Here is a 17,232-nt window from a genome sequence, read left to right as displayed (position 1 = left end):
GTCGGAAACATCGGCGTGGGGACGAACCCTGGACGCATGGACCCACTACGAATCATCACCGCCACCGAAGGCTTCTTCACCCGCCGCGAAGCCAAGAACGCCGGCTACGCAGACCGCGAGATCACTGGTGTCGTCCGCCAGGGCGCATGGCATCGGATCAGACGCGGGGCATACGTGTTCGCCGACGAGTGGGCAGCGCTGGACCCGGTCGGACGACACCGCGTACGTGCCCGAGCCGTGCAGCGCTCGCTGGGCGGCAAGATCGCTCTGAGCCACGTGTCCGGCATGGTCGCTCACGGGATCGACCTGTGGGGTGTGGACCTCGCCAAGGTGCACGTGACCAGGCTCGATCGTGCCGGAAGGCCGCTCGAGGGAGACGTCGTCCATCACCTGGGTGTCGTCGGGGAGGACGAGATCGAGACACGCGACGGGCTGCGTACGCTGCCTGCGGTGCGATGCGCGCTGGAGACGAGCCTCCAGGCCAACGACGAGGTCACTCAGTGCATTCTCGATGCCGGTCTTCGAGCGAAGGCATTCACGAAGGAAGAGCTGGTCGCCGAATACAAGCGGATGAATCAGTGGCCCTTCAGTCATCCGCTCGGGGCCGCTGTCGCACACGCTGATCCGTTGTCGGGATCGATCGGGGAGTCGCGATGCCTGTGGCTGTTCCGCGTCGGAGGTCTGCCGCGTCCGCAGCTGCAGGTGCCGGTCTACCGCGCGGACGGTTTGCTGGTCGGCATCGTCGACTGGGCATGGCCCCAGTTCCGCTTATTCGGCGAGTTCGACGGCAAGGTCAAGTACGGAAAGCTGCTCAAGCCCGGCCAGTCACCCAGCGACGCGGTGTTCGAGGAGAAGCGGCGCGAGGACGAGATCCGAGAGATCACCGACTACGGATTCGTGCGCTTCATCTGGGAGGACCTCGACGCTCCCCGGCGGACGTTGGCTCGGATCGAGTCCCGGATGCGAATCGCCAGCTGAACACCCACGGGGTGGTTGACTGGCCACGTGGCCAGGCTGATCCTCATCAACGGAATGCCCGGGGTAGGAAAATCGACGCTCGCCAGGCGCTTCGCGGCCGACCACCCCGGCACGCTGATGTGTGACATCGATCTGCTGCGTACCTTCATCAGCGGATGGAGAGACGACTTCATCGGCGCCGGCGCACGGATCCGGCCTGCGGCGCTCGGGCTGATCCGCGGCTACCTCAGCGAGTCCGGCGACGTCGTGCTTCCACAGCTGTTCGCCCGAGTCAGCGAGCTCCAACGCTTCGAGCGGGCGGCGCACGACGCCGGCGCCGAATTCGTAGAAGTCATGCTCGAGGCCGTCGAGGACGACGCGCTACGCCGCTTCCATCGACGCGATGACGGCAACGACCCCTGGCATCCGATCGTGAGGGAGATCGTGGCGGAGTCCGGTGGCGACGAGCACCTCCGTGCGTACGCCTCCAAGCTCGCCGACCTGGTGGCCCAACGCCCCGCGACGAAGGTCCTTCCGACCGTCGCGGGCGAGGTTGACGCAGCGTACGACTCGTTGCATGCCGCGCTCGGTGAATGCTGACCGAGTTACCTCGGTGAACGAACACTTCCTTCGTGGAACTCCACGAAGGAAGCGACACTCGACCGAGTTACCTCGGTCAACATTCGCGCCCGCCCGACCGAGTCACCCTTCGACAAGCCCAGGACATCGCCTCGGTCAGCAGGCAACAAGCCTCAGTGAGCGGTGTTCTTGAACCGGTCGATGGAGGCGGCGATCTCCGACTCCGCGGCGGCCTTGCCGACCCAGTCGGAGCCCTTGACGGACTTGCCGGGCTCGAGGTCCTTGTAGTGCTCGAAGAAGTGCTTGATCTCGTTGAGCGTCCACTCGTCGACGTCCGCGAGGTCCTGGATGTGGTCGAAGCGGGGGTCGCAGGGGACGCAGAGGACCTTCTCGTCCTGGCCCTGCTCGTCCTCCATGACGTACATCGCGACGGGGCGGGCCTCGACCAGCACACCCGGGAAGAGCGGGTAGGGGGTGAGCACCAGCGCGTCGAGCGGGTCACCATCCCCACCGAGGGTGTCCTCGATGTAGCCGTAGTCTGCGGGGTACATCATGGAGGTGAACAGCACGCGGTCGAGTCGAAGCCGGTTCGACTCGTGGTCCACCTCGTACTTGTTGCGGGATCCCTTGGGGACCTCGATCAGTACGTCGAACTCCTGCGTCACTTCTCTGCCTCCAGACAAACCCAAAAACGGAATGCCGGACAGTCTGACATCGATCAGCGTCAGACCCGGCATCGAGGAGGATATCCGTGGAGCCCCAAAGCGCGCCGAAGTGGCCTTCCGAGGAGCCGGAGGAGGGCCGCGGAAAGCTCGTGGTCGTGCTGCCGCTGGTGCTCGCGCTGCTGGTGGGCGCGGCGGCCGCGGCGTACGCCTTGGGCTGGGCGCGCTATGCCCGCGGCAACGTCGCGCCGACCCCTCCGCCGGCCCCGCTGAGCATCGCCGCGGTCAGCCCCGCGGCGGTCGCGGGCGAGCAGACGCGAGCCCCCGGAAAGCCTGATCAGGCCGCGCTGGAGCAGGTGATGCGGGGGATGGTCGGCGACAAGCGGCTCGGCAAGCACCTCAAGGCGGCGATTGCGCCGCTCGAGGGCGCGCCGCTGGTCACCCACGGCTCCGGGGCCGCGACCCCGGCGAGCGTCACGAAGGTGCTGACCAGCGTGGCGGTGCTGGAGGCGTACGGCTCGGAGCGCAGGTTCGAGACCAGCACCACGCTCCAGGGGAGCACCGTGACCCTGGTCGGTGGAGGTGACGCATCTCTCAGTACCAGCGACCTCGATGACCTCGCCGCGGAGACGGCCCGGGAGCTCGGCACCACCAAGTCGGTGACCCTCGCCTACGACGACACTCTCTTCGGTGGCCCGACGCTGAGTCCCACCTGGCGACGCACCTATCTGGGCGAGGAGGTCGGCGGGATCACCGCGCTGCTGGTCGACCACGGCGGCTCCCAGTCGTCGGGCTACAGCCGGGACCCGTCCATGCAGGCCGCCGAGCAGTTCAAGAAGGCCCTGGTCAAGCACGGGATCAAGGTCAGCGGGAAGCCCGCGAGGGGGACGAAGGCGGGCACCCAGCTCGCCGTACGCCAGGGCGACACCCTGCGCGAGATCGTCGAATACACGCTGCAGCACAGCGACAACCAGCTCGCCGAGGTGCTCGCCCGGCAGGTCGGGCTCGCGGCCGGCGCCCCGACGTTCGACGGTTCCACCGCGGCGATCACGGCCACGCTGAAGGACCTCGGTATCGACACCACCGGCCTGGTCCTCCGCGACGGCTCTGGCCTCTCCCGGGAGAACCTGATCCCGCCGACACTGCTGGTGAGCACGCTCCAGACCGCCGCCAGCCCCAACCGCCCCGAGCTCGCCCCGGCGATGACCGGCCTTCCGGTCGCCGGCTGGGTCGGCTCGCTCTCGCGGCGGTTCAACTTCGACGCCGAGCCGGGTCGCGGCCGCGTCCGGGCGAAGACCGGCACCCTCACCGGCGTCTCCGGGCTCTCCGGCATCGCGATCGACGCCCGCGGCACGCCGTTCGTCGTCGTACTCATGGCCGACGGGTTCAAGCCCGAGCAGACCCTGGACGTACGCGACGCCCTCGACGACGCGATCACGGCGGTCGCGACGTGTCGATGCTCGGCATAGGTCCGGTCGGATACGGTCGTACGCATGACCCATCGTGCTGAGGACCCTGCCCCGTCCGGAGCCGCCATGGTCGACTGGGACCTGGCCGTACGCCTCGGCGCGAAGGTCGCCGGAGATGGCCCGATCGTCTCGCGCAGCGAGGCCCAGCATGCCGTCGAGGAGCTGCGCGCGGACGCCGCCAAGGCGACCGAGTTCGTACGCGCCTTCACCGGCCTGGACGCGCCCCGCGACACCGCGCCGGTCCTGGTGGTCGACAGAAGGGGCTGGATCCAGGCCAACGCCGACACCTTCGCCCACGTGATCTCGCCGGTGGTCGACCGGATCACCGCGAAGCGCACCCCGGGGGCACTGACCATGGCGGTCGGGTCCAAGGTCAGCGCGGCAGAGGTCGGCGGCCTGCTCGGCTTCATGGCCTCGAAGATCCTCGGCCAATTCGACCCGTTCTACGGGCCGTCGGGGCGGCTGCTGCTGGTCGCGCCCAACGCCGTCCACGTCGAGCGCGAGCTCGGCCTGGACCCGACCGACTTCCGGCTGTGGGTCTGCCTCCACGAGGAGACCCACCGGGTCCAGTTCACCGCCAGCCCGTGGATGCGCGACCACCTCTTCGCCCAGATCGAGGGTCTCTCCGAAGCGATGGACCCGGCCTCGATCTTCGACGGCGGGCTGCAGCGCGTCACCGAGGCGCTCAAGGGCAACGGCAGCATCGTGGACGCCTTCGCCAAGCCCGAGCAGAAGGAGATCATCGACCGGGTCACCGGGATGATGTCGCTGCTCGAGGGCCACGCCGACGTGGTCATGGACGATGTCGGCCCCGGTGTCATCCCGAGCGTCACCACGATCCGCAAGGCCTTCAACAAGCGCCGTCAGGGCATCGGCGTCCTCGACCGCCTGCTGCGCCGCCTGCTCGGTCTGGAGGCCAAGATGGCGCAGTACCGCGACGGCGCGAAGTTCGTACGCCACGTGGTCGACCGGGTCGGCATGGAGGAGTTCAACGCCGTCTTCGCCGGCCCCGAGAACCTCCCGTCGAAGGCCGAGATCGTCGAGCCGGACGCCTGGGTCACCCGGGTCCTGTGAGTCTGCACCCCTCTGTCGCGGCCGTACGCCGCCCCGTCCGCGCGGCGCTCGAGCGGCTCGAGCCGGGTGAGAAGGTGATGGTGGCCTGCTCCGGGGGAGCGGACTCCCTCGCGCTGGCCTCGGCCGCGGTCTTCGAGGGCCACAAGCTCGGGCTGCACATCATCGGCGCGACCGTCGACCACGGGCTGCAGGACGGCAGCCAGGCGCAGGCCGCGAAGGTCGTCGGACAGCTCGCCGAGATGGGCGTCGACGAGACCGTGACCGCGACGGTGGAGGTCAAGGCCGACGGGGAGGGGCCCGAGGCTGCGGCGCGGCAGGCCCGCTATGCGGTCCTCGACCAGCTCGCCGAGCGCCTCGGCGCGAGCGTGATCCTGCTCGGCCACACCCGCGACGACCAGGCCGAGACCGTGTTGCTGGGGCTGACCAGGGGATCGGGTGCGCGCAGCCTCTCCGGGATGCGAGCGGCCTTCGACCGCTATCGACGGCCCCTTCTCGCGACGACCAGGATCGACACCGAGACCGCCTGCCAGGTCGAGGGCCTCGACGTCTGGCAGGACCCGCACAACCGCGACTTCGCCTACACCCGCGCGCGCATCCGCCACCGCGTCCTGCCCACGCTCGAGGAGGACCTCGGCCCGGGGGTCGCCGACGCGCTGGCTCGTACGGCCGAGCAACTCCGCGAGGACGCCGACTTCATCGACGACATCGCCGAGGCGATGCACCGCGAGCTCGCCGGATCCCTGCCGGTCGAGACCCTCGCCGGGTATCCGTCCGCCGTCCGCACCAGAGTCCTCCGGATCGCGGCCCTCGAGGCCGGCAGCCCGCCGGCGGAGCTCACCCGTGAGCACGTCAAGGCCGTCGACGAGCTGGTCACCGGCTGGCGCGGCCAGCGCTGGATCGACCTTCCAGGACACCTGCGCGCGAAGCGTACGAACGGTCGTATCGTCTTCGAATCGGGACCGTTCACACCAAGCCCTTAGAGTGACGGACATGGACACCGAGTACGTCGGCGACGACCTCGTGAAGACCCTGTTCACCCACGACGAGATCCAGGCGAAGGTCGAAGAGCTGGCCCGCCGGATCGAGAAGGACTACGAGGGTCAGGAGCTGCTGATCGTCGGCGTCCTACGTGGTGCGGTGATGATCATGGCCGACCTCGCGCGCGCCCTGAACCGCCACGTCGAGATGGACTGGATGGCCGTCTCCTCCTACGGCTCTGGCACCAAGTCGTCCGGTGTGGTGAGGATCCTGAAGGACCTCGACACCGACGTCACAGGCAAGCACGTGCTCGTCGTGGACGAGATCATCGACTCCGGCCTGACCCTGACCTGGCTGACCTCCAACCTCACCAGCCGCGGCCCGGCGAGCATCGAGATCGCCACCCTGCTCCGCAAGCCCGAGGCGGTCAGCATGCCGGTCGACGTGAAGTACGTCGGGTGGGACATCCCCGACGAGTTCGTGGTCGGCTACGGCCTCGACTTCAACGAGAAGTACCGCAACCTGCGCGACATCTCGACCCTCGCGCCGCACATCTACAGCTGAGGCTGGAACTGAGCTGGCGAGCGCCGGCTGTTACGCCAACAGCGGAACCGCGCAGATGGGGTGGGCACGATTTGGCGTGTACCGTCGTTCTAAATGACGTGCACGCTGCCCTGCGTGCGTGTCTGACCCCGTAAACGGTTGAAAGAAGCCTGTGAAGCGCATATTCAAAGGTCCCTGGCTGTGGATCATCGTGGCAGTGCTCGGTGTGATCCTGGCGCTGCAGTATCTGGCCCCCCGCAACGGTGGCGACGAGATCACCACCAGCGAGCTGACCGAATACATCCAGGACGACAAGGTCAAGGAGATCACGTTCGTCGACGGCGACCAGGAGATCAAGGCGACCCTGGTCAAGGGCACCCGCGATGGCGGCTCCGAGGTCACGACCTCCTGGGTCGACGGTGACCAGGAAGCGCTCATCGAGATGGTGCGCAAGACCGAGGCCGAGGGTGAGAACCTCGAGGAGTTCAACTCCGAGGTGGCCAAGCCCTCCGTGCTCGGCTCGATCCTGAGCTTCGCTCTGCCGTTCGTGCTGATCATCGTGCTGTTCCTGTTCCTGATGAACTCGGTCCAGGGCGGTGGCGGTCGCGGGGTCATGCAGTTCGCCAAGTCCAAGGCGAAGCTGATCACCAAGGACATGCCGAAGACGACGTTCGCCGACGTCGCCGGTGCTGACGAGGCGGTCGAGGAGCTCCAGGAGATCAAGGAGTTCCTGCAGGAGCCCGCGAAGTTCCAGGCCGTCGGCGCCAAGATCCCCAAGGGCGTGCTGCTCTACGGCCAGCCAGGCACCGGTAAGACCCTGCTCGCGCGCGCTGTCGCGGGCGAGGCCGGCGTGCCGTTCTACTCGATCTCCGGTTCGGACTTCGTCGAGATGTTCGTCGGTGTCGGTGCGAGCCGTGTCCGCGACCTGTTCGAGCAGGCCAAGGAGAACGCTCCCGCCATCGTCTTCATCGACGAGATCGACGCCGTCGGCCGTCACCGTGGTGCCGGCATGGGCGGTGGCCACGACGAGCGCGAGCAGACGCTCAACCAGCTCCTCGTGGAGATGGACGGCTTCGACGTACGCGGCGGGGTCATCCTGATCGCGGCGACCAACCGTCCCGACGTGCTCGACCCGGCGCTGCTGCGCCCGGGCCGCTTCGACCGCCAGATCCAGGTGGACGCTCCCGACCTCGCCGGTCGCGAGAAGATCCTGCAGGTCCACGCCCGCGGCAAGCCGCTGGCCGGCGACATCGACCTCGACTCGGTCGCCCGCCGGACCCCCGGGTTCTCCGGTGCCGACCTGGCCAACGTGCTCAACGAGGCCGCGCTGCTGACCGCTCGCAGCGACCAGAAGCTGATCACCAACAAGGCGCTCGACGAGGCCATCGACCGGGTCATCGCCGGCCCGCAGAAGCGCACGCGTCTGATGAGCGAGCAGGAGAAGCTCATCACCGCCTACCACGAGGGTGGCCACGCGCTGGTCGCCGCGGCTCTGCCGGGTCCGGACGTGGTCCAGAAGATCACGATCCTGCCGCGCGGCAAGGCGCTGGGCTACAACCTAGTCATGCCCGACGACGACCAGTACTCGCAGACCCGGTCCTCGATGCTCAACAAGCTCTCCTACATGCTCGGTGGCCGTGCCGCGGAGGAGCTCATCTTCCACGACCCGACCACGGGTGCCGGCAACGACATCGAGAAGGCGACCAACCTCGCCCGCGCGATGGTCACCCAGTTCGGTATGACCGAGCGCCTGGGTGCGATCAAGCTCGGTGAGTCCAACGGGGAGCCGTTCCTGGGCCGTGACATCGGTCACCAGCGCAACTACTCCGAAGAGGTCGCCGCCGTCGTCGACGACGAGACCAAGAAGCTCCTCGCCACCGCGCACCAGGAGGCCTTCGACATCCTCGAGGAGAACCGGGACGTCCTCGACAGCCTGGTCCTGGAGCTCCTCGAGAAGGAGACGCTCTCCAAGCACGAGGTGGCCGAGATCTTCGAGCCGCTGCGTCGCCGCGATCCGCGTCCGGCCTGGACCGGTTCCGACACCCGCCGCCCCTCCGAGCGCCCAGCGGTCGAGATCCCGCGGTGGATCGTCGAGCGCGACAAGGAGAACCTCGCCAAGGCGATCCGTGCGGCCGGGAAGCAGTCCGGCGCCCAGTCCGGCCCCCAGTCGGCCAACGGTGTCGAGGTCGCGAAGCCGACCGAGGCCGGTTCGCCCGAGGGCACCCCGCCCGCCTGATACTGAAGACATGTCCGACAACTTCGATGACGTAGCGCCCGTCCATGTCCCCGAGCGGGACGTGGCGGACGTGCCGGTGTTCGACCAGAAGCGGGCCGAGGCGGCCGTGCGCGAGCTGCTCTACGCGATCGGGGAGGACCCCGACCGCGAAGGGCTGCTCGAGACTCCCGCCCGGGTCGCCCGCGCCTACCAGGAGGTGACCCGCGGGCTGCACCAGACGCCCGAGGAAGTCCTCACCACGACGTTCGATCTCGGCCACGACGAGATGGTCCTGGTCCGTGACATCGAGCTGTGGTCGATGTGCGAGCACCACCTGGTGCCGTTCACCGGTGTCGCCCATGTTGGCTACATCCCGGCGTCCTCCGGCAAGATCACCGGCCTGTCCAAGCTCGCCCGGTTGGTCGACGTCTTCGCCAAGCGACCGCAGGTGCAGGAGCGGCTCACCACCCAGGTGGCCGACGCGCTCATGGAGCTCCTCGAGGCGCGCGGCGTCATCGTGGTGGTCGAGGCCGAGCACCTGTGCATGACGATGCGCGGCGTCAAGAAGGCCGGCGCCCGCACCATCACCAGTGCCGTACGCGGCACGATGCGCTCCAACGCCACCACCCGGGCTGAGGCGATGGCGCTGATCCGGGGCGGGACCCGCTAGCTCTCCGAGCGACGCAGCCGGCGGCGAACCCGTCGGACGAAGCCGCGCAGGCCCGCTCGTTCCTCGTGACGAGCGAGGTCTGCGCGCAGCTCGTCGATCAGGCCTCGCTGGCGATCCAGGCGACCGGTCTGCCGTTCGATCCGGGCCTGCTGCTTGCGCGTGGTCGACTCGAGAGCTGCGATTCGCTTGGCTTGGCCCTTCACCGACGCGGTGAGCTTCTTCTCGAGCTCCCGCTCACGCCGCTTGGCGGCGGTGTCGGCGTGCTCGGAGGCGATCTTCAGGGCGTGGATCCGGTCCTCGATGCGCCGGAGGGCGTCATCGCCCGACCCACGGAGCGTGGCGACGGGTGCCGCCGGCTCCAGCGCGGCGAGCTCGGCGTCGTACGCCGCACTCGACTGGCCGGGCTGAGCGACGTTCGCCAGACCGGCTTCGTCCAGGAACGCGGTCAGCCGCTTCCAGCCCTCGGCCAGGCGGTTGTGGAAGCTGGTGAAGTCGGCTGCCTGGAACAGCTCGTCGACCGTGGTCTCTGGCGTGATCGAGTCGAGCATCGTGTAGGGCAGGCCGTGGTAGTCGCACAGCTCCAGCACGCGTGAGTCGTGAGCGATGACCATGGCGGGGGTCCCGGCCAACACTGCGGCGACGTTGCCGTGGATGCGCGTGCCGAAGGCGAACCGCTGGGTGGCCAGGAACCGCATCCAGGATCCGGCGTCGAGGAACATCCGGGTCCGGTCCTCGAAGTAGAGCCGGTGGTCGCGGTCGATACCCATCTCGGGCTGACTGTGTCGACCCCACTGGAGCATCGCGAAGTCGTGGTGGGTCTGGCCGACGTACGTCATCTGCGGGTGCCGGTCGGCGAAGGCGTCGACGTACGTCTCGAACCAGGGCGAGGTCAGCGGGCTCATCGAGACCGCGATCGGGTCCTCGTCGTCGATCGGGGTGGCGCGCTCGTCGCGGACGGTGAGGCCCGGGCCGTTGAGGTAGATCGACGGGCAGCCGATGATCTCGACGTGATCGTCGCCGTAGCCGAGACGTCGCAGGTACTCGGCGGTGATCTCGCCGCGTACGCCGACCTTCGGGGACCGTTCGAGGACGCTGTTCATGAAGCGGCGGTGAAGAGCTGCCAGCTCGTCGCCGGGAGCGGTGTCGAGCTCGTCGAGGGAGAGTTGCGCGCCGATGCCGACGATGGTGGTCGGGATCGAGAGCTGCTCGATGAAGGCGGTCAGACGCGTCAACGGACGGGTGAACTCCGGTCGGAGGGCGTTGGCCAGCGGCACCACGAAGTGGTCGTACTCGTCGTTGACCGCCGCTACCTCGTCGGCGGTGAACGCACGTCGCTCATGGACGAATTGGTTCGCGACGATCTCGGTTCCGGGCACGCTGAGGAGCCGGTGTGTCGAGTCGGCGAAGAGGAGGTTGCCGACGTTCGTGCCATAGAACCCGATGCCCCACGCACGCGGGTCGCCCGCCTCGATCACGTCGAACGGGTCCCTCGCCGAGCGGAGCAGGATCTTGGCCACGATGCCTCCATGGGTAAATGAGATGGCGGGCAGCCTGGCTGAGCGGGCCCACCTCGTCAAGTCTGCTCCTCCGGAACCGCCGGATAGGGTCGTGGCGTGCAGGTCATGGGAATCGTCAACGTCACGCCCGACTCGTTCAGCGACGGCGGACGGTTCTTGGCGACCGATGACGCGGTGGCCCACGGTCATGCGCTTCTGGAGCAGGGGGCCGACCTGCTCGACATCGGTGGCGAGTCGACCCGTCCGGGAGCGACCAGGCCGCTGGTGGCCGACGAGCTGGCCCGGGTGGTGCCGGTCATCGAAACGCTGGCCGCCGAGGGGGCGACCCTCTCGGTCGACACGATGCGCCCCGAGGTTGCCGAGGCCGCCGTGAAGGCCGGGGCGAAGATCATCAACGACGTCTCGGGCGGTCTGGCCGACCCGGGGATCCTGAAGGTCGCGGCCGACCACGGTGCGACGTACGTCGTGATGCACTGGCGCGCGCACGGCGCGGAGATGCAGCAGCAGGACCACCTCGTCTACGCCGACGGCGTGGTCGACACGGTCAAGGCGGAGCTGGAGCAGCGGATCGAGGCGGCGCGGGCGGCTGGGATCCAGGACGACAACATCGTCGTCGACCCCGGGCTCGGCTTCTCCAAGACGGCCGATGACAACTGGCGGCTGTTGGCGGGTGTGGAGGAGTTCCACAAGCTCGGCTTCCCGGTGCTCATCGGGGCCAGCCGCAAGACCTTCCTCGGCCGCCTGCTGGCCGCCCCCGACGGCACGCTGCGTCCGGTGACCGAGCGTGAGAATGCCCACGATGCGATCACCGTCTTTCTCGCGCAACGCGGTGTCTGGGCCACGCGTGTTCATGACGTACGTGCCGCCAGGGACACCCTCGCGGCGGCAGCGAAACTGGAGACAATTGGATGAACCACTCGATGAACATTGCGGAACCCGCGGACGAAATCCAGATCCTCGGTCTGGAGTGCTTCGGCCATCATGGAGTCTTCGACTTCGAGCGCCGCGAGGGGCAGAAGTTCATCATCGACCTGGTCATCGGCACCGACTCCCGCAAGGCCGCGGAAACGGACGACTTGCATGACACCGTCGATTACGGAAGTCTCGCGATGGCGGTCAAAACCAATGTTGAGCGCGACCCGGTGGACCTCATCGAAACGCTTGCCCAGCGGATCGCGGACATTTGCCTTGCAGACATCCGCGCACTTTGGGTACGTGTTACGGTTCACAAACCGGGGGCGCCTATCGAAGCGACGTTCAAAGACGTCACCCTGACGATCACCCGGAGGCAGAGCACGTGACAGAGGTACCCAACCCGTACATCATCGACGCCGACACGCTCACCGGGGAGATGCGGCCGATCCGACGGGCGGTGCTGTCGTTGGGCTCCAATCTCGGGGACCGGTTGGCAAATCTGCAGGACGCGTTGAACACCCTCGCCGAGACCCCGGATGTCTGGGTGACCACGATCTCGCCGGTCTACGAGACCGAGCCGGTCGACTCGCCCGAGGATGCTGAGCTCTACCTCAACGCCATCGTCCTTGCCGACACCACGCTCACCCCGACGCGCCTGCTCGAGCGTGCGCTCACCATCGAGGACGCCTATGGCCGTTCGCGCAGCGGCATCTTCAACGAGCCGCGCACGCTCGACATCGACGTCATCTCGGTCGGCGACAAGATCCTCGAGGAGGAGTCGCTGACGCTGCCGCACCCGCGTGCGCACCAGCGGGCCTTCGTGCTCAAGCCGTGGCTCGACCTGGAGCCGAGCGCCGATCTTCCTGGCGTGGGTCCGATCGCCGAGCTGCTGGAGCAGTCCGACCAGTCCGGCATCACCCGCCGCGACGATCTCACCCTCGACCTCTGAGCCGAATCTGAGCACAGCACCCGAGGACCCCGACCAGGGTCCTGAGAAGGATCCAGCCGACGACGAGCGCCGGCTCCGCCCGATGTCGGGCGGAGCCATCACGGCGTGGGCGGTCATCGGGATCGTCGGTGGCTGGCTGGCTCACCCCGTGCTGGAGTCCTGGCGCGGCGTCGCTCCGGTGGTCACCTGGGCGCAGCCGATCGTGCTGCTGCTGATCGCGGCGGCCCTGGGCGTGACCGCCTGGATCACCCACCGCCAGCTGCAGGTACGCGGCGAACGCATCGAGGCTCATCAGGCGGTCAACCGGTTGGTGCTCGCCCGCGCCTGCAGCCTGGTTGGCGCGCTTCTTGCCGGCGGTTATCTGGGCTACGCGGTGAGCTGGCTGGGCTACGACGCCAACACCGCAGCAGGGGAGCGGCTGGTGCGTTCAGCCCTCGCAGCCGTGGCCGGAACCGCGATCCTGGTCGCCGCCCGACTCCTCGAACACGCGTGCCGGGTCCGCAAACGCGATGAAAACTAGCCGTACCGTGGAAGCATGCCTTCCCCATCCGCAACTCCAGTCACACGCAGGCGTCAGCGCAGCACACGCCTGACGGTTGCTGTAGGCCTGCTGGCGCTGGCCGCCATCACGATCACCGCCGCGGTGGCCTCCGGGTCCTGGCTGGTTGTCGTGCTCGCAGCCGTTCTCGGGCTCGCCTGTGGCGCTGCCGCAACCAAGATCACTCACTCCGAGCTTCTCCAGACCCGCCGCGACTGGGCACGCGACCGCGCCGAGCAGGCCCAGGCCTACCGCGTCGAGTCCGAGAAGCGGGCCGAGGAGAATGCCGAGTTCCGCGAGCACATGGATGCCAAGCTCGTTGAGCGCGTCCAGGCCGTCGAGGAGCTCGAGTCCGCTCTGGCCGCCGCCCACCAGCGCGCCGCCGAGGCCGTCCGTCGCCGTGGCGAGGAGGCCCGCCGGGCCGCCCAGGCCGAGATGCGCGGCGAGCAGCTCGAGGCGAGGCTCCAGGCAGTCGAGGCCGACGCCGCCGAGGCGGCCATCCGGGTCGCCGAGCTGGAGTCCGAGCTGGACGCCGTGCGTGCCGAGCTCGAGGCCGAGCGTACGAGCTGGACCGGGGCTCAGTCCGCCTGACCATCGAGCGACACACAGATGTATGGATGGTGACGAGGCACCAACAGCGTCATGGCACTTTGCGCCGGCACGCCTGAAAACGCGCCGCGACGCTCAAATCGATACTCGGGTGGGTAACTGTCGGAGGTCTGGCTCGTTATGATTTTTCCGAACGGGTAACGCGCCTGCCGCGTCCCCGAGATCTGTGACGACGCTGCGACGAGAGTCGTCGGAAAGGGGAAGCCGGTGACGTTGATCGCCGAACGGGCAGTCACGATCACTGAAGGCTTCGCCTACTTACGCGACCTGATGACCACGTACGCCAAGAGGGCGCCGGTGAGGTCGGTCGCAGTGCTCGGGAATGCTCCTCTGGGGCCCAGCGACGGCCGTGCGCAGGCCATCGACGACTCGGACCTGGTGATCCGGGTGAACAGCTTCGTGCTGGACGTCCCGGGTGAGCCGCGCGCTCAGGGATCGCGGGCCGACGTGGTGATCTGGAACCGGATCACCCGACCGACACGGTTCACCTTCGACCGCTACCGCGAGCGCCTCTACCTCCTCGCCGAACCGATGCGCTTCCATGGCCGCCTCGAGGTGTGGCCGATGTCCTGGCCGCCCGATCTGGGCTTCGTACCCATCCCGAACGGCGAGCTGCTCACCGGCACCGGGACCGACCTCGACATCCCCTGGAGGACCGAGAAGCTGGCACCGACCACGGGCTTCACCGCCGCATGGCTGGCGGTCAACCTGTTCCCGGAGTCCGACATCCTGCTGTCCGGGTTCTCGTTCGTCGACAACCCCGGGCAGACGGAGTGGACCTATCAGGCCGGCGGCTCTTCGCCCGTGGCGCCGGAGCATCGGATCGAGGCGGAGGCCCGCGTCATGACCGGCTGGCTCGAGGAGGAGCGCGTTTCCCTATGGCGATGAACCGACTGCGCGGCAAGGTCAACAGATTGGCCGGATCCGCAGCCGACTTGGACGAGGCTCGAGCCACCATCGAGGAGCTGCGTGCCATCACGGACCGGCAGCGCGTCCGTATCGGCGACCTCGAGCGCGAGCTCGCTCGGGTCAGCCCGCAGGTCGCGGCCCTCGAGGCACGTCTGGAGACCCTGCGCGACACCGTCGAGCGCGGCAACCTCGCGGCCGGAGCGCCGTCGGACGGCCACGTCGACGCCTCCTCGATCTGGGCCGAGATCCAGCGTCAGCAGGAGCAGGTGCGCGCCCGAATCACGGCTGCCACGCGTTTCGAGGAGCGGTTGCGAAGGCTCGAGGACGGAGCGACTTAAGGTGAGTTTGTGCCGCATCCCGCTCTGAGCATCGTCATCCCGTTTCACAACGTGGAGCCCTTCCTTCAGACGTGCCTGGAGTCGCTTCGCGCCCAGACCTTCTCGGATTTCGAGGTGGTCATGGTCGACGACGCATCCACCGACGGGTCCGCGACAGTCGCCGACCGGTTCGCGTCGAGCGACTCGCGTTTCCGGGTGGTCTCCTCGGAGAAGGTGGGCGTCGGTGTGGCTCGAAACATCGGGGTCGAAGAGAGCAGGGGTGACCTGCTCGCGTTCGTCGACGCCGATGACTATGTCCCGGAGTACGCCTACCAGCTCATGACGGACACGCTGGCGCGCTCGGGCTCCGACTTCGTGGCGGGCAACGCCCGTCGGTTCGACTCGGTGTCGGTCTGGCAGTCGTGGTCCCACCGGCGCCCGTTCGTCACCACCCGCATCGCCACGCACTGCAGCCGGACCCACATCCTGGGCATCGACCGCTACATCTGGAACAAGGTCTACCGGCGCGACTTCTGGGACTCCGCGGGCCTCAGCTACCCGGACATGCTCTACGAGGACTACCCGGTCGCCCTTGCCGCGCACATCCGCGCCCGACAGGTCGACATCCTCGCCGAGCCGATCTACTACTGGCGCCACCGCGACGGTGGCGAGGCCTCGATCACGCAGAGCCACTGGAACCTCGACAACCTCGGTGACCGCGTACGTTCGGCCGAGATGCTCTTCGACATGGTCGAGGAGCAGGCTCCCTACCTGTCCGACCTGGTCAAGTCGCATCTGGCGGCGACGGACGTCCAGGTGCTTGCCCGGTCGATCGAAGACCATCCGGCCGACGAGTCCGGACGCATCTTCGACCTGGCGGAGCGCTACCTGGCACGCGTCGACGACGCGATCCTCAACCGTCAGGGACCGTACGAGCGCCTCGTGTTCGACCTGCTGAAGCGTCGTCAGCGTGACGCGCTGTCGGCGTTGACCCGTTATCGGGCCGAGAACGGGACCCAGGCGCCGCTGGCCCGACGAACGGATGGCTGGTACGCGAAGCTCCCGTCCTTCGAGGACGCCGCCGTCGGCGCACCTGACTCGGTGTTCCGCTTGGCGCCTGCGTACATGAAGGCCAAGGCCGTGGCGACCGAGGCCTGGTGGAGCGGCTCCCGGGTCACGGTCCGGGTCAACATCGGTGTCAACACGCTCGCGCTCGCGCCCCGGACACGCTTCAAGGTGTGGCTGGAGAGTCCCAACGGCGGCAAGGTGCCGGTGGATCACGTCGCTCGGCAACGGGCGATCCCGTTCGGCCAGGTCGACAGGTCCACGCTCGAGCTGAGCATCGACCCGTCGCGACTGGCCGGTGATCGCCAGTGGCGCCTCATGATCAGCATCCGAAACCGCGACGTCCGCGACGTGATCCAGGTGACGACGTCGGGAGACGGACGGGAGCGGTGGCAGGGCTGGCGCCGCATCGGCAACCGCTGGTGTCGCCCAGGACGCCTCCCAGGCGGCTTCGGGGTCACCGTTCGTGATCTCCCGGACGCGTGGGTGGATCACACCACGGACCTCGGCGACGAGATCGAGATCCGGGGTGCGTTCCGAGGCACCCCTCCCAAGCATGCGGAGCTGACGCTCACCGACCGCAGCGGTTCGGTGGTGACCCACCCGCTGACGATCGGCGAACGGGGCGAGCGAGGCATCACCCCGTGGCGGTTGACGGTGCCCGTCGAGGCTGTCCTCGAGAAGTCCGGACTGGACATGCCCATGGAGGAGATCGTGCCGACCCGGGTGAAGCTGGCCCGGAAGGGACGTACGTCTCCGCTGCCGGTGCATCCGGACTTCCTCGGTTCTCGATCCCTGATGAAGGGGCGCGCGGTGAACGCCACCCGCGACCCGAACGGTTCCTTCGTCATCACCGCGACGCCCGACCGCCCCGTCGTTCACGACGCGTGGTGGCAGGGTGAGGACCTGGTCCTGCGTGGTCCCGACGGTCCCCGGCTGGAGTCCGCCGGCGCGGTGCTGCGGACCTGGCCGACCCCGGAGAAGCCCCTCGACGTCTCCCTGGACGTGACCGACCGGGACGGGGTCTTCCTGATCACCGTGCCAGTGAGTGCGCTGCGGAGCACCGCGGTCGAGCACGCTGCCTTTGAGACGTCGCGGTGGTCGTTGCTGGACGGCCGCGACCACAAGCCGATCGTCGTGGCCCGTGAGCTCTGTGAGCGGGTGCCTCAGCCCACCGCGACCGAGGCAGCGAAGCTCGAGTTCGGCTGGTCGGACGAGATCCACCTGCGGCTCGTGCCGGCCACGCCCACCGAGGCGTGACCGGCT

General features: G+C 68.1%; 18 protein-coding genes. 16 read left to right on the top strand and 2 right to left on the bottom strand.

Annotated features, from left to right (window positions below; all coding sequences use genetic code 11):
- Positions 1 to 36 precede the first annotated feature (36 nt).
- Both ABTW65_RS11595 and ABTW65_RS11590 read left to right on the top strand, forming a co-directional pair.
- On the top strand, positions 37 to 978 hold the full coding sequence (locus ABTW65_RS11595; RefSeq protein WP_350660229.1) for a type IV toxin-antitoxin system AbiEi family antitoxin domain-containing protein: 942 nt from the start codon (positions 37 to 39) through the stop codon (positions 976 to 978).
- 27 nt (positions 979 to 1,005) lie between these two features.
- Positions 1,006 to 1,557, top strand: coding sequence for an AAA family ATPase (locus ABTW65_RS11590; protein WP_350660227.1), 552 nt, complete (start codon positions 1,006 to 1,008; stop codon positions 1,555 to 1,557).
- A gap of 152 nt (positions 1,558 to 1,709) precedes the next feature.
- Here ABTW65_RS11590 and ABTW65_RS11585 read toward each other — a convergent pair whose 3' ends face one another.
- A complete protein-coding gene (locus ABTW65_RS11585) occupies positions 1,710 to 2,201 on the bottom strand; it encodes an inorganic diphosphatase (RefSeq protein ID WP_350660226.1) in 492 nt (163 codons plus the stop codon).
- 86 nt (positions 2,202 to 2,287) lie between these two features.
- Here ABTW65_RS11585 and dacB point away from each other — a divergent pair, with 86 nt between their 5' ends.
- From dacB to folE, 6 genes are all read left to right on the top strand, one after another.
- Positions 2,288 to 3,667 (top strand): D-alanyl-D-alanine carboxypeptidase/D-alanyl-D-alanine endopeptidase, encoded by a 1,380-nt coding sequence (gene dacB, locus ABTW65_RS11580; protein ID WP_350660225.1) that lies wholly within the window; start codon positions 2,288 to 2,290, stop codon positions 3,665 to 3,667.
- A 24-nt stretch (positions 3,668 to 3,691) separates the two neighbouring features.
- Entirely contained in the window at positions 3,692 to 4,741 is a 1,050-nt protein-coding gene (locus ABTW65_RS11575) for an Rv3626c family coenzyme F420 biosynthesis-associated protein (protein ID WP_350660224.1), read from the top strand.
- A complete protein-coding gene (tilS, locus tag ABTW65_RS11570; protein ID WP_350660223.1) occupies positions 4,738 to 5,721 on the top strand; it encodes a tRNA lysidine(34) synthetase TilS in 984 nt (327 codons plus the stop codon). The genes ABTW65_RS11575 and tilS overlap by 4 nt, the downstream gene beginning before the upstream one ends.
- 10 nt (positions 5,722 to 5,731) lie before the next feature.
- Positions 5,732 to 6,283 carry a hypoxanthine phosphoribosyltransferase gene (gene hpt / locus ABTW65_RS11565; RefSeq protein ID WP_141801736.1) on the top strand — a complete coding sequence of 184 codons (552 nt, stop codon included), beginning with the start codon at positions 5,732 to 5,734 and terminating at the stop codon, positions 6,281 to 6,283.
- 151 nt (positions 6,284 to 6,434) lie between these two features.
- Positions 6,435 to 8,498: an ATP-dependent zinc metalloprotease FtsH gene (gene ftsH / locus ABTW65_RS11560; protein ID WP_350660222.1), complete on the top strand. Its 2,064-nt coding sequence runs from the start codon at positions 6,435 to 6,437 to the stop codon at positions 8,496 to 8,498.
- A gap of 10 nt (positions 8,499 to 8,508) precedes the next feature.
- A complete protein-coding gene (gene folE / locus ABTW65_RS11555) occupies positions 8,509 to 9,147 on the top strand; it encodes a GTP cyclohydrolase I FolE (protein ID WP_350660221.1) in 639 nt (212 codons plus the stop codon).
- On the opposite strand, the gene ABTW65_RS11550 is transcribed toward folE, so the two are convergent.
- Positions 9,144 to 10,664, bottom strand: coding sequence for a polysaccharide pyruvyl transferase family protein (locus ABTW65_RS11550; RefSeq protein ID WP_350660220.1), 1,521 nt, complete (start codon positions 10,662 to 10,664; stop codon positions 9,144 to 9,146). The genes folE and ABTW65_RS11550 overlap by 4 nt on opposite strands.
- Positions 10,665 to 10,769: 105 nt before the next feature.
- Between ABTW65_RS11550 and folP the strand changes: the two genes are divergently transcribed.
- The 8 genes from folP (at position 10,770) to ABTW65_RS11510 (ending at position 17,226) form a co-directional block, all read left to right on the top strand.
- Positions 10,770 to 11,576, top strand: coding sequence for a dihydropteroate synthase (gene folP / locus ABTW65_RS11545; RefSeq protein WP_350660442.1), 807 nt, complete (start codon positions 10,770 to 10,772; stop codon positions 11,574 to 11,576).
- Positions 11,573 to 11,965, top strand: a complete 393-nt coding sequence (gene folB, locus ABTW65_RS11540; RefSeq protein ID WP_350660219.1) for a dihydroneopterin aldolase — start codon at positions 11,573 to 11,575, stop codon at positions 11,963 to 11,965. Before folP ends, folB begins: the two co-directional genes overlap by 4 nt.
- Entirely contained in the window at positions 11,962 to 12,528 is a 567-nt protein-coding gene (gene folK, locus ABTW65_RS11535) for a 2-amino-4-hydroxy-6-hydroxymethyldihydropteridine diphosphokinase (protein ID WP_350660218.1), read from the top strand. The genes folB and folK overlap by 4 nt, the downstream gene beginning before the upstream one ends.
- Positions 12,529 to 12,610: 82 nt before the next feature.
- On the top strand, positions 12,611 to 13,048 hold the full coding sequence (locus ABTW65_RS11530; RefSeq protein WP_350660216.1) for a DUF3180 domain-containing protein: 438 nt from the start codon (positions 12,611 to 12,613) through the stop codon (positions 13,046 to 13,048).
- A 15-nt stretch (positions 13,049 to 13,063) separates the two neighbouring features.
- Positions 13,064 to 13,657, top strand: a complete 594-nt coding sequence (locus ABTW65_RS11525; RefSeq protein ID WP_350660215.1) for a hypothetical protein — start codon at positions 13,064 to 13,066, stop codon at positions 13,655 to 13,657.
- 225 nt (positions 13,658 to 13,882) lie between these two features.
- Entirely contained in the window at positions 13,883 to 14,563 is a 681-nt protein-coding gene (locus ABTW65_RS11520; protein ID WP_350660214.1) for a hypothetical protein, read from the top strand.
- Entirely contained in the window at positions 14,554 to 14,922 is a 369-nt protein-coding gene (locus ABTW65_RS11515; protein ID WP_160026383.1) for a hypothetical protein, read from the top strand. The genes ABTW65_RS11520 and ABTW65_RS11515 overlap by 10 nt, the downstream gene beginning before the upstream one ends.
- A gap of 9 nt (positions 14,923 to 14,931) precedes the next feature.
- Positions 14,932 to 17,226 (top strand): glycosyltransferase, encoded by a 2,295-nt coding sequence (locus ABTW65_RS11510; protein ID WP_350660213.1) that lies wholly within the window; start codon positions 14,932 to 14,934, stop codon positions 17,224 to 17,226.
- The last annotated feature ends 6 nt before the right edge of the window (positions 17,227 to 17,232 follow it).

It is taken from the genome of Nocardioides sp. NPDC127503 (assembly GCF_040302165.1).
GTDB lineage: Bacteria > Actinomycetota > Actinomycetes > Propionibacteriales > Nocardioidaceae > Nocardioides.
The sequence above is the reverse complement of the archived record's forward strand: the minus strand, read 5'-3'. Positions and strand labels throughout refer to the sequence as shown.

Bases quoted from the DNA above. Each gene is read 5' to 3' on its own strand.
- ABTW65_RS11595 (WP_350660229.1), top strand. From the start codon at position 37: ATGGACCCACTACGAATCATCACCGCCACCGAAGGCTTCTTCACCCGC.
- ABTW65_RS11575 (WP_350660224.1), top strand. From the start codon at position 3,692: ATGACCCATCGTGCTGAGGACCCTGCCCCGTCCGGAGCCGCCATGGTC.
- hpt (WP_141801736.1), top strand. From the start codon at position 5,732: ATGGACACCGAGTACGTCGGCGACGACCTCGTGAAGACCCTGTTCACC.
- folE (WP_350660221.1), top strand. From the start codon at position 8,509: ATGTCCGACAACTTCGATGACGTAGCGCCCGTCCATGTCCCCGAGCGG.
- folP (WP_350660442.1), top strand. From the start codon at position 10,770: ATGGGAATCGTCAACGTCACGCCCGACTCGTTCAGCGACGGCGGACGG.
- folB (WP_350660219.1), top strand. From the start codon at position 11,573: ATGAACCACTCGATGAACATTGCGGAACCCGCGGACGAAATCCAGATC.
- ABTW65_RS11530 (WP_350660216.1), top strand. From the start codon at position 12,611: ATGTCGGGCGGAGCCATCACGGCGTGGGCGGTCATCGGGATCGTCGGT.
- ABTW65_RS11525 (WP_350660215.1), top strand. From the start codon at position 13,064: ATGCCTTCCCCATCCGCAACTCCAGTCACACGCAGGCGTCAGCGCAGC.
- ABTW65_RS11515 (WP_160026383.1), top strand. From the start codon at position 14,554: ATGGCGATGAACCGACTGCGCGGCAAGGTCAACAGATTGGCCGGATCC.